The 11,127-nt window shown below is 70.0% G+C and carries 9 protein-coding genes; 3 read left to right on the top strand and 6 right to left on the bottom strand.

The genetic code is table 11. The annotated features are described in order from the left end of the window. Window positions 1–188: 188 nt before the first annotated feature. The 6 genes from IF46_RS0123305 to IF46_RS0123280 all read right to left on the bottom strand — a co-directional run bounded on the left by IF46_RS0123305 (window position 189) and on the right by IF46_RS0123280 (window position 7,661). Window positions 189–1,253: a succinate dehydrogenase/fumarate reductase iron-sulfur subunit gene (locus IF46_RS0123305; protein ID WP_030490496.1), complete on the bottom strand. Its 1,065-nt coding sequence runs from the start codon at window positions 1,251–1,253 to the stop codon at window positions 189–191. Continuing rightward, window positions 1,250–3,178: a fumarate reductase/succinate dehydrogenase flavoprotein subunit gene (locus tag IF46_RS0123300; RefSeq protein WP_030490495.1), complete on the bottom strand. Its 1,929-nt coding sequence runs from the start codon at window positions 3,176–3,178 to the stop codon at window positions 1,250–1,252. The genes IF46_RS0123305 and IF46_RS0123300 overlap by 4 nt, the downstream gene beginning before the upstream one ends. A 12-nt stretch (window positions 3,179–3,190) precedes the next feature. Next, window positions 3,191–3,997: a hypothetical protein gene (locus tag IF46_RS0123295; protein WP_030490494.1), complete on the bottom strand. Its 807-nt coding sequence runs from the start codon at window positions 3,995–3,997 to the stop codon at window positions 3,191–3,193. Window positions 3,998–4,240: 243 nt separating this feature from the next. Next, the gene (locus IF46_RS0123290; protein WP_030490493.1) at window positions 4,241–5,647 is read right to left on the bottom strand and encodes a TldD/PmbA family protein; all 1,407 of its coding nucleotides are present in this window, start codon (window positions 5,645–5,647) and stop codon (window positions 4,241–4,243) included. Further along, entirely contained in the window at window positions 5,644–7,080 is a 1,437-nt protein-coding gene (locus IF46_RS0123285) for a TldD/PmbA family protein (RefSeq protein WP_030490492.1), read from the bottom strand. The genes IF46_RS0123290 and IF46_RS0123285 overlap by 4 nt, the downstream gene beginning before the upstream one ends. A 32-nt stretch (window positions 7,081–7,112) precedes the next feature. Next, the gene (locus IF46_RS0123280; RefSeq protein ID WP_030490491.1) at window positions 7,113–7,661 is read right to left on the bottom strand and encodes a Uma2 family endonuclease; all 549 of its coding nucleotides are present in this window, start codon (window positions 7,659–7,661) and stop codon (window positions 7,113–7,115) included. Window positions 7,662–7,938: 277 nt separating this feature from the next. Here IF46_RS0123280 and IF46_RS0123275 point away from each other — a divergent pair, with 277 nt between their 5' ends. Genes IF46_RS0123275 through IF46_RS0123265 form a run of 3 tightly spaced genes read left to right on the top strand, consistent with a single transcriptional unit; the run spans window position 7,939 to window position 11,122 of the window. Beyond that, on the top strand, window positions 7,939–8,994 hold the full coding sequence (locus IF46_RS0123275; RefSeq protein ID WP_030490490.1) for an ABC transporter ATP-binding protein: 1,056 nt from the start codon (window positions 7,939–7,941) through the stop codon (window positions 8,992–8,994). Continuing rightward, the gene (locus IF46_RS0123270; RefSeq protein WP_232234128.1) at window positions 8,991–10,118 is read left to right on the top strand and encodes an ABC transporter ATP-binding protein; all 1,128 of its coding nucleotides are present in this window, start codon (window positions 8,991–8,993) and stop codon (window positions 10,116–10,118) included. The genes IF46_RS0123275 and IF46_RS0123270 overlap by 4 nt, the downstream gene beginning before the upstream one ends. Further along, window positions 10,115–11,122 (top strand): ABC transporter permease, encoded by a 1,008-nt coding sequence (locus IF46_RS0123265; RefSeq protein ID WP_030490488.1) that lies wholly within the window; start codon window positions 10,115–10,117, stop codon window positions 11,120–11,122. The genes IF46_RS0123270 and IF46_RS0123265 overlap by 4 nt, the downstream gene beginning before the upstream one ends. The last annotated feature ends 5 nt before the right edge of the window (window positions 11,123–11,127 follow it).

The following is an 11,127-nucleotide window of genomic DNA, read 5'->3' as shown; positions in this document are numbered from 1 at the left end:
CTCCCGGCCCGCCCCTCCCGCCCATCTCCGGGTGATCAAGAGGTTTCGGTCAGGATCACGCCTTCTGATGACCGAAACCTCTTGATCACCCCGGGCGTGGGGTGGGGTGGGGTGGGGTGGGTTCGGGAGCCGGGGGAGAGAGACGGGGGCCGTGGCAATAGCCACGGCCCCCGTTGTTGTTTGGGTGATTAGTGCTTCTTGTCTTGCTCCGGGTGGGCGAAGTTGAGGTGCTCCGGAGGCAGCGGGAAGGTCACGTCGTCGCCGAACGGCGACGGCGCGGCGGCCCGGTCGAAGGTGAGTTCGGTAAGCGGCAGCTTGCCCCGCTCGTCGACCGCCGGGGCGGTCGGGTGAGGCACCTCCCGGTCCCAGTTGACGCCGCTCTGTGCCTGCGCCTCGGCCCGCGAGTCGTGGGAGCCACCCGCGTGCGAGTGTGCCCCACCCCGGGCGGAGCCCGGCGTCGCCGAGCCCTGACGGGCGGTGGTCACGCTGGTCTGGGGAGTCTCGCCCCGACGGAAGATCTTGCTACCAAGCCACACAAGGGGATCGTACCTGCGGTCGACGACCCGTTCCTTCATGGGGATGATCCCGTTGTCGGTAATCTTGATGTGCTCGGGGCAGACCTCGGTGCAGCACTTGGTGATGTTGCAGAAGCCGAGGCCCTGTTCGGCCTGTGCGTACTCCTTGCGGTCGGTCCGCGCGTCCAGCGGGTGCATGTCCAGCTCGGCCGCCCGGATGAAGTACCGGGGGCCGGAGAACGCCTGCTTGTTCTCGTCGTGATCACGGATCACGTGGCAGACCGTCTGGCACAGGAAGCACTCGATGCACTTGCGGAACTCCTGCGAGCGCTCGACGTCGACCTGCTGCATCCGGTAGTCGCCCGGGGCCACGTCCGCCGGAGGGGCGAACGCCGGGGTCTCCCGAGCCTTCTCGTAGTTGAACGAGACGTCGGTGACCAGGTCCCGGATGATCGGGAAGGTGCGCAGCGGGGTGACCGTGACGGTCTCGTCGTCGCCGAAGGTCGACATCCGGGTCATGCAGCCCAACCGCGGCTTGCCGTTGATCTCCATCGAGCAGGAGCCGCACTTGCCGGCCTTGCAGTTCCACCGGCAGGCCAGGTCGGGCGCGTCGGTGGCCTGGAGACGGTGGATGACGTCGAGGACGACCTCGCCCTCGTTCACCTCCACCATGTAGTCCTGGAGGTCGCCGCCGGTCTCGTCGCCCCGCCAGATCCGGAACTGACGCTTCGCGCTCATCGGTTGTCCGCCTCTCCAGCGTCGGCAACGAGGGCGTCGAAGTCGGCGATCTCCTCGTCGGTGAGGTACTTGGCCAGCTCGGCCCGGTCGAAGAGGCCGATCAGCTCCGGCCGCATCTTCGGCAGCGGCTTCCGGGTCAGCTGCACCGTGTCGCCGTCCAGCGCGCAGACCAGGTTGACCTGCCGCCACTTCGGCTCCATCGCCGGGAAGTCCTCCCGGGTGTGCCCACCGCGCGACTCCTGCCGCTCCAGCGCCGCCTTCGCGGTGCACTCCGAGACCACCAGCATGTTGCGCAGGTCCAGGGCGAGGTGCCAGCCCGGGTTGTAGCGCCGGCCGCCGAACGCGCTCACCTTGGCGACCCGCTCGCGCAGCTCCGCGAGCCGGACCAGCGCGTCGGCCAGTTCGCCTTCCCGGCGGATGATCCCCACCAGGTCCCCCATGACCGCCTGGAGGTCCTGCTGAAGGGTGTACGGGTTCTCGCCGGTGTCGCGCTGTAGCGGTGCGAGCGCGGTCTCCACGGCGGCCTCGACCGCGTCCACGGCCACCTTGGGTCGGGCGGCGAGCCCGTCGGCGTAACTGGCCGCGTGCCCGCCCGCCCGCTTGCCGAAGACCAGCAGGTCGGACAGGGAGTTGCCGCCGAGTCGGTTGGAGCCGTGCATACCGCCGGAGACCTCACCGGCGGCGAACAGCCCGCGTACGTGGCCGAAGGCGGCGCCCGAATCCGGGTCCACCTCGACGCCGCCCATCACGTAGTGGCAGGTCGGCCCGACCTCCATCGGCTCGGCCGTGATGTCGACGTCGGCCAGCTCCTTGAACTGGTGGTACATCGACGGCAGCCGGCGGCGGATCTCGTCGGCCGAACGCCGGCTCGCGATGTCCAGGAAGACACCGCCGGCGGGGGAGCCCCGGCCGGCCTTGACCTCGCTGTTGATCGCGCGGGCCACCTCGTCGCGGGGCAGCAGCTCCGGTGGACGCCGGTTGTTGTCCGGGTCGGTGTACCAGCGGTCCGCCTCCTCCTCGGTCTCCGCGTACTGCTTGCGGAAGACGTCGGGGACGTAGTCGAACATGAACCGCTTGCCGTCGGAGTTCTTCAGCACGCCACCGTCGCCGCGCACCGATTCGGTGACCAGGATGCCCTTCACCGAGGGCGGCCAGACCATGCCGGTCGGGTGGAACTGGAGGAACTCCATGTTGATCAGCGTCGCCCCGGCGCGCAGCGCCAGCGCGTGCCCGTCCCCGGTGTACTCCCAGGAGTTCGAGGTGACCTTGTAGGAGCGCCCGACACCGCCGGTGGCCAGCACGACCGCCGGCGCCTCGAAGAGGATGAACTCGCCCGACTCGCGGTAGTAGCCGAACGCGCCGGCCACCCGGTCACCGTCGAGCAGCAGCTCGGTGATGGTGGTCTCGGAGAAGACCTTGATCCGGGCGTCGTACGAGCCGAACTCCCGGTGGTCCTCCTGCTGGAGCGAGACGATCTTCTGCTGGAGGGTGCGGATCAGCTCCAGGCCGGTCCGGTCGCCCACGTGCGCCAGGCGCGGATACTCGTGACCGCCGAAGTTGCGCTGCGAGATCTTGCCGTCCTTGGTGCGGTCGAAGAGCGCACCGTACGTCTCCAGCTCCCAGATCCGCTGCGGCGACTCCTTCGCGTGCAGCTCGGCCATCCGGAAGTTGTTCAGGAACTTGCCGCCGCGCATGGTGTCGCGGAAGTGCACCTGCCAGTTGTCCCGGCTGTTCACGTTGCCCATTGCGGCGGCCGCGCCGCCCTCGGCCATCACCGTGTGCGCCTTGCCGAACAGCGACTTGGAGATGATCGCGGTCTTCTTGCCGGCCAGCCGGGCCTCGATCGCCGCGCGCAGACCGGCGCCGCCGGCCCCGATGACGACGACATCGTAGTGGTGTCGCTCGATGCGAGTGGTAGTGGTCATGTCAGGGGCCCTTTAGTTGATGAACCGCAGGTCGGAGAACCAGCCGGCCGCGAGCGCCATGATGTAGAAGTCGGCCAGCGCCAGGGTGCCGAGGGTGATCCAGGCGAGCTGCATGTGCCGGACGTTCAACGCCGAGACGAACGTCCAGGCCTTGTACCGCACCGGGTGCTTGGAGAAGTGCTTGAGCCGACCGCCGATGATGTGCCGGCAGGAGTGGCAGGAGATCGTGTACGCCCAGAGCATCACCACGTTGAGCAGCAGGATGATGTTGCCCAGCCCGAAGCCGAAGCCCTTGGGCGAGTGGAAGGCGAGGATCGCGTCCCAGGTGTTGATCAACGAGATGATCGCGGCGGCGTAGAAGAAGTAGCGGTGCAGGTTCTGACCGAGCAGCGGGAAACGGGTCTCCCCGCCGTACTCCTTGTGCCCGTCCGGGACGGCGCAGGCCGGCGGCGACAGCCAGAACGACCGGTAGTACGCCTTGCGGTAGTAGTAGCAGGTGAGCCGGAACAGCAGCAGGAACGGCAGGGTCAGCGCCGCGTCCGGGATGATCCACCAGCCGGGCAGGAACCGGCCAAAGTGCGAGGCTTGCTCGACACACCGGTCGGTCACACACGGGGAGTAGAACGGGGTCAGGTAGTGGAACTGGTCCACCCAGTACCACTTGTGCATGAAGACCCGGACCGTCGCGTACGCGACCCAGGCGCTGAGCCCGATCACGGTGATCAGCGGGGCGAACCACCATCGGTCGGTACGCAACGTCTTCGCCGCGATGGCGGCGCGCGCCCGCGCTCCCCGCGGCCTCGTTGCCGTTGAAGTCATTCGAGTCGTCTCCTCGACGGGCCCGTACGGGCGGGCTGGTCTCTCTCCGGTCGGCACGCGGACCGGCGAACCCGCACCCGCTGCCACGTCATGCGCACACCAACGACCACGCCGGATCGACCGACGCAGCTAAGTGACACACGTTACGCCGATCTCTGCGAGCCGTCCGCGCAAGGGAGTGTCCCGTGTGTCTGGCCTGCGAAAAAGACGGTCGATGCGCGTCGTCGAGGAACGTCACTGCGGTCAGCCGGAGGCACCTCCGGTGAAGTGCCAGGACGCCAGCCGCAGCGAAGGTGCCGCCCACCAAACGCCGTCCACCCGATCCGGTTGGCGCACCGCCCGAGCGCCCAGCCCGAGCACGGCCCCCGGCCCGAGCGCCCGCGGGTACGACTCAGTGAACCGCAGGTCACGGACGGCCCGGACGACCACGCCGTCCTCGATCAGCCAGACGCCGTTGCGGGTCAGCCCGGTGACGACGAGGCTCTTCGGGTCCAGCACCCGGGTGTACCAGAGGTCGGTGACCAGCAGCCCTCGGCGTACGCCGGCGACCAACGCGGCAGTGTCCGTGTCGACGACCGCTCCGGCCGCCGCGCCGGTCGTGCTCCGGCCCGTCGCACTGGCCGGGCCTACCGCTGCGCCGGTCAGCCGCAGGTTGCGGGCCATCGGGCCCCAGGTGGTGCCCCCGGCGACCGCGTGCCCGGTGGACTCCGCACCCGCCTCGGCGGCGGTCCGCCGGTCGTGCGCCACCGCCAGGGTGGTGCCCGCCTCGACAAGCGTCAGCGCCCGTCGAGGCGTGCCCTCCGCGTCGAACGGCAGCCCGGATGCGCTCAGCGGGTCGTCCACCAGTGTCACTGCCCGGTCGAACTGGGCCGTGCCCGGCTCGGCGAACGACTGCCGCTCGGCGTACCGCTTGCCGTTGAAGCCGTACCAGGACAGGTTCTGCAGGAGGTCCGCCACGGCGGCCGGCTCGAACACCACCTCGTAGTGCCCCGGCGGCAGCTCGACCGGGTCGGCCGCCGCCTGCGCCTTCGCGGCCGCCTGCGCGCCCAACTCGGCGCCGTCGAGGTCGGACAGCCGGTCGGCGCAGCGCCGGGCCACCCCGTCGGCCCCATCGCGGCGGGCGATGCCGTCCATCGCGGCCTCTACCGAGCGGCCGTACGCCGACTGCCCGGCCGAGTTGGCGAACGCCGACGAGCGGTGCGCAGTGCGGCAGTAACCGGCGGTGCTTAGGTTCCCGGCGGCGGCCACGAACGCCCCCACCCGGTCGGCCCGCTGATCCGGCTCGGCGTGTGCGGTGGCCTCGTCGACGGGTGGCGCGTCCGGCGTGGACGCGGGCGGGGCCAGCCCCGGCCAGCCCGGGTCGGGTGGGCAGAGTCGTGCCGCGGCCAGGGTGCGCTCCACCAGGGCGCTCAGCCCGTCGGCGGTGACCACGCTGCCGCTGCCGGCGGCCGTCCGACCGTCGACGTGCACCCGCAGCCGGACCCCGACGGTCGACTCGGAGACGTTCTGGTGGATGGCCGAGTTGGCGAACCGGGTCAGCGCCAGGTCCGCCCGTGTTACCACCGTCTCGGCCTGCGCGGCCGGCCCGCCGAGACGGCGAACCAGCTCCACAACCTGCCCCGCCAGCTCCGACTCCGTCTGCCCACTCATGCCGAGACTCCTACCCGGACGTTTTTGAACCGGGCCGGCGCGGCCGGGTGGCCGGTGTGCCCGATCTGGCCGGGCTGGCCCTTGCCGCAGTTGGGCGTCCCCCAGGCGACCGTCTCGCCGGAGAGCATGTCCATCGAGCGCCAGAACAGTGGGCCGATCCCGGTGTACGTGGGGTTGCGCAGCATCCGCCCCCGCCGCCCCTTCTTGATCTCCCAGCCGACCTCGCAGCCGAACTGGAAGTTGAGCCGCTTGTCGTCGATCGACCAGGACCGGTTGAGGTCCATCAGCACACCGTCGTCGGTGGCGGCGATGATCTCCTCCAGCGTGTGCGGGCCGGGTTCCAGGCCGACGTTTGTCATCCGCACCATCGGCAGCCGGGCCCACCCGTCTGCCCGTACGCTGCCGCCGTAATCGAGGCTGGCCATGGCGGCGGAGTCCCGCCCGGCGAGCACACCCACCCAGCGACCGTCCCGGACCGCGTCCCGCTTGACCGCCGGGGAGCCCTCGTCGTCGAAACCGAAGCTGCCCAGCGCACCCGGGATGGTCGGGTCGATGGTGATGTTCATCAGCTCGGAGCCGTAGCGCAGCGAGCCGAGCTGGGCCAGGTCCAGCCAGGACGTGCCGGCGAACGCCGCCTCCCAGCCGAGGATCCGGTCCAGTTCGATGGCGTGCCCGACCGACTCGTGGATCTGTAGGGCCAACTGCTCGCCGCCGAGGATCAGGTCCGTCTCGCCGGCCGGGCAGGGCGGCGCGGTGAGCAGCGCTCGGGACTCCTCGGCGATCTGCGCGGCGTGCGCGGCCAGGTCGAGCGACTCGACCAGCTCCCACCCCGTGGTGCCGTACTGCCCCCGGTAGCTCGGCCAGGACCGGCGCTGCGTCTCGCCGTCGCCGATCGAGGTGGCCGAGATGCCGCCGCCGCACTCGCGAATCCGCTGGTCGATGCGGTGACCCTCGCTGGAGACGAACCACTTCGCGGTGTCCCAGATCTGGTACAGGCCCTCGGCCAGGTCCGCGCCGTGCCGCGCCATCGTGCGGGTCGCGTCGACAAGCAGGTCGCCCTTGTCCGACAGGGGCACCCCGAGCGGGTCGATCTGGCAGCCGGAGGCCCAGCTCGCGGTGACCGCCTGGACCGGCACCAGGTCGACCGGCGGGCCCGGCACCCGCGCGCTCGCCATGGCGGTCCGCGTCGCGCGCCGGCCGGCGTCGCAGGCGGCGGCGTCAGACAGATCGGGTACGGCGTGGAAGCCCCAGCTCGCCCCGACCAGCGCTCGGACGCCCAGCCCGACGCTCTCGTCCTGGGTCAGCTCCTCCACGTCACCGTTGCGCGCGGTCATCGACTCGTAGCGGCGGTGCATCACCCGGGCGTCGGCGTACCGAGCCCCCGCGTCGAGGGCGGCTTGGACGGCGGCGGTGGCCGCGTCGAACTCGGTCATGGACCGACCCTAGGCCAGCCGACCGACACCCGTCAGGGGAGCAGTTCTTCAGGCCGAATGGTGGCCTTCACCGGCTCAGTCAGCACCAGCACCTCGCCCGGTCTCGTCACGGACTGTTCGGTGTAGTGACCGCCTCGCCGCCGGTACAGATGCATGGTGCCGCTGTCCTGTTCCACCAGGAGATACCACTCGATGCCGGCAGCGGCGTAGTAGTGCATCTTGAGGACTTTGTCGGTGGACGCGTTGCTCGGTGAGATGATTTCGCATACCAGCCGCACATCACTCGCCTCGACGTTGGGTTCGTCGAAGTCGATCGGGCTGGTGATGACGAGATCGGGAATCGGAATTCGTCCCGGCCTGAGCCGAACGTTTACCGCTTCCAAGACGTGCAGGCCCGCTTCGCGAACCGGGGCCCGTAGCACCGCGCGTAATTCGCCCGAGATGTTTTGGTGCCGAGGGGTGGGGGCTGGGGTCACGTGAAGGCTCCCGTCGAAGAGTTCGACGCGTTGCTGCGTCTCGCCGAGGGCGAGGTACTCCTCTTCGGTCCACGGGCCTTCATGATTGAACACCGCGGCAGTCATCGTCACCTCCACCTCGTGCCAGGGGCATCCTCTGCTGGTTGCGGATCCAATGATCGCACTTGACGTGCGTCAAGGGCCATGAACGGGTGTGGATGGCGAGGTGACGGGGGTGCGGGGCCGATGCCGACTCGTTACGCTCGGGCCCGCTGACACGTGCCGGCTATGTAGCTTATTTTCACCCTCGGGACTTTCCTGTAAGTTCTCTTCGTCACTGAGGGAGGTGGCCGTGGACAGCTCGGAACCGTTGCCGTCCGGCGAACCGGACGACCATCCCACCGTGCCGACGCAGCGCGGCAACGAGGACGCCTACCTGCGGGTGCGTGACCTTCGGGTGCGGTTCGACACCTCCGATGGCGTGGTGCGCGCGGTCGACGGGGTGTCGTTCGCCGTCGAGCGGGGCCGCACCCTCGGCATCGTGGGTGAGTCCGGCTCCGGCAAGAGCGTCACCTCGTTGGCCATCCTCGGCCTGCACGACCCCAGACGGACCACCATCACCGGGGAGATCTCGGTGGGTGGCCGGCAGGTGATCGGCCTCGCAGAGGACGAGGTACGCCGGCTGCGCGGCCGGGACATGGCAATGATCTTCCAGGATCCACTGTCGGCGCTGCACCCGTACTACACGGTGGGTCGGCAGATCGCCGAGGCGTACCGGGTGCACCACCCGAAGGTCAACCGGCGCGCGGCCCGCCAGCGGGCGATCGACATGTTGAACCGGGTCGGGATCCCGCAGCCGGCGCGTCGCTTCGACCAGTACCCGCACGAGTTCTCCGGCGGCATGCGTCAGCGGGCGATGATCGCGATGTCCCTGGTCAACGACCCGGCGCTGCTGATCGCCGACGAGCCGACCACCGCGCTGGACGTGACCGTGCAGGCGCAGATCCTGGACCTGCTCGCCGACCTCCAGGCCGAGTTCCACTCCGCGATCATCCTGATCACCCACGACCTCGGCGTGGTCGGCCAGGTCGCCGACGACGTGCTGGTCATGTACGGCGGGCGTGCCGTCGAGCAGGGCAGCGTCGAGCAGGTGCTCCGCGCGCCGCAGCATCCGTACACCTGGGGGTTGCTCTCCAGCGTGCCGTCGCTGCACGGCGACGCGGACGCGGACCTGCTGCCCATCCCCGGCAACCCGCCCAGCCTGATCAACCTGCCGTCGGGCTGCGCGTTCCACCCCCGCTGCCGGTACGCGGACCGCGCCGGCAGCCGGTCCCGCTCCGAGGTGCCCGAACTGCGCCCAGCCGGGGCCGACGGCCACCTGGTCGCCTGCCATCTCAGCGCCGAGGAGCGCGCCACTTTCTACGCCGAGGACGTCGCACGAGTGGGGGTGGCCCGATGACCGATGAGCCATTGCTGCGGGTACGCGGCCTGAGCAAGCACTTCCCGGTACGTCTGGGGCTGCGCACCACAGGTCTGGTGCGGGCGGTGGACGGGCTCGACTTCGACGTGCGCCCGGGCGAGACGCTCGGCCTGGTGGGGGAGTCGGGCTGCGGCAAGACCACCACCGGCCGGATGCTGGTGCGGCTGCTGGAGCCAACCAGCGGCAGCATCGAGTTCGACGGGCGGGACATCACGCACGCCGGTCGCCGGGAGTTGCGCCCGCTGCGTCAGGAACTCCAGATCATCTTCCAGGACCCGTACGCCTCGCTGAACCCGCGGCACACCGTGGGCCGGATCGTGGCGATGCCGTTGCAGGTCAACGGGATCAAGCCGCCGGGTGGGATCAAGGCCCGGGTGCAGGAGTTGCTGGAGCTGGTCGGGCTGAACCCGGAGCACTACAACAGGTACCCGCATGAGTTCTCCGGCGGGCAGCGTCAGCGCATCGGCATCGCCCGCGCGCTGGCCCTGCGGCCGAAGCTGATCGTCGCCGACGAGCCGGTGAGCGCGCTGGACGTCTCGATCCAGGCGCAGGTCGTCAACCTGCTGCGTGACCTGCAACGGGAGCTGGGCCTGGCCTTCGTGTTCATCGCGCACGACTTGGCCGTGGTCCGGCACTTCTGCCAGCGGGTCGCGGTGATGTACCTGGGCCGGATCGTGGAGATCGGCGACCGAGCGGACATCTACGAGCGGCCGCAGCACCCGTACACCCGGGCGTTGCTCTCGGCGATCCCGGACGTCACCCAGCTCGGCCCGGCGGGTCGGATCCGGCTGAGCGGTGACGTGCCCACCCCGCTGGACCCGCCGTCGGGTTGCCGGTTCCGCACCCGGTGCTGGAAGGCGCAGGACATCTGCGCCACCGAGGAGCCGGCGCTGATCCCGCGCGACGGCGGCCGGCAGGCCACCGCGTGTCACTTCCCCGAAGGGGAACCAGTCAGCACGAGCCCCGAAGGGGAAGCGGCCAGCACGAGCCCCGGAGGGGATGCGGCCAGCACGAGCCCCGAGCCGGCCGCCGCCGGTCCGGGCGTGGCCACCGCCGGAACTGGTCGCGGCGTCGCAGCGAACATCGAGGAGGTGTCGTCGTGAGCCTGTCACCGGTGGAGGGCGTGGCGCTGGCCGAGATCGAAGCCGGCGGTGACGAGGGCGGGGCCGCCGCGAAGGGCGTCGTCGGCCGCTCGCCCGGTCAGCTCGCCTGGCTGCGGCTGCGCCGCGATCGGACGGCGGTGGTCAGCGGCGTACTCCTGGTCTTCTTCCTGCTGTTGGGGTTGGCCGCCCCGCTTATCGAGATGGTCTACGGGATCGGTCCGCGCGAGCAGTTCCAGAACCTGCTGGACGGCTTCGGGATGCCGCTGGGCTACGCCGGCGGTGTCACCGGCGAGCACTGGTTCGGCCTGGAGCCGGGGTTGGGCCGGGACATCTTCATCCGGCTGATCTACGGGCTGCGGACGTCGCTGTTCATCGCGTTCGCGGCGGCCCTGATCACTGCGGCGATCGGGGTCGTGTTGGGTGCGCTCGCCGGCTACCTCGGCGGCTGGCTCGACGCGGTGATCAACTGGATCACCGACCTGACCCTGGCCATGCCCTTCCTGATCATCGCGCTGGCGCTCACCCCCACCATCACGCTGCGCTTCTATGGTGAGCGGGGGCAGGTGTCGTCGGCCTTCGGGGTGGGCGTGCTGATCGCCGTCTTCGCCATCTTCGGCTGGGCCAGCACGGCCCGGCTGGTACGCGGGCAGGTGATCGCGCTGCGCGAGCGGGAGTTCGTGGAGGCCGCCCGGGCCAGCGGGGCCGGGCTGGGGCACATGCTCTTCCGGCAACTGCTGCCGAACATCTGGGCGCCGATCCTGGTGTCGTTCTCCCTGGCGGTGCCGCAGTTCATCACCAGCGAGGCCGCGCTGTCGTTCATCGGCGTCGGCCTCAGCGACGAGACGCCGAGCTTCGGCCGAATGATCTACCGCAGTCTGGACTTCCTCCAGACCGACCCGGCGTACGTGTTCTTCCCGGGCATCACGATCTTCGCGCTGGTGTTCGCCTTCAACCTCTTCGGCGACGCGTTGCGGGACGCGCTCGACCCGAAGTCGTCCCGGTAGGGGTC

Source organism: Micromonospora chokoriensis (assembly GCF_000718555.1).
Taxonomy (GTDB): Bacteria; Actinomycetota; Actinomycetes; order Mycobacteriales; family Micromonosporaceae; genus Micromonospora; species Micromonospora chokoriensis_B.
Note: the sequence above shows the minus strand (reverse complement) of the source record. Positions and strands in the feature narration are given on the sequence as shown.

Coding starts and splice junctions, on each gene's coding strand:
- IF46_RS0123305 (WP_030490496.1), bottom strand. CDS start 1,253: ATGAGCGCGAAGCGTCAGTTCCGGATCTGGCGGGGCGACGAGACCGGC.
- IF46_RS0123300 (WP_030490495.1), bottom strand. CDS start 3,178: ATGACCACTACCACTCGCATCGAGCGACACCACTACGATGTCGTCGTC.
- IF46_RS0123295 (WP_030490494.1), bottom strand. CDS start 3,997: ATGACTTCAACGGCAACGAGGCCGCGGGGAGCGCGGGCGCGCGCCGCC.
- IF46_RS0123290 (WP_030490493.1), bottom strand. CDS start 5,647: ATGAGTGGGCAGACGGAGTCGGAGCTGGCGGGGCAGGTTGTGGAGCTG.
- IF46_RS0123285 (WP_030490492.1), bottom strand. CDS start 7,080: ATGACCGAGTTCGACGCGGCCACCGCCGCCGTCCAAGCCGCCCTCGAC.
- IF46_RS0123280 (WP_030490491.1), bottom strand. CDS start 7,661: ATGACTGCCGCGGTGTTCAATCATGAAGGCCCGTGGACCGAAGAGGAG.
- IF46_RS0123270 (WP_232234128.1), top strand. CDS start 8,991: ATGACCGATGAGCCATTGCTGCGGGTACGCGGCCTGAGCAAGCACTTC.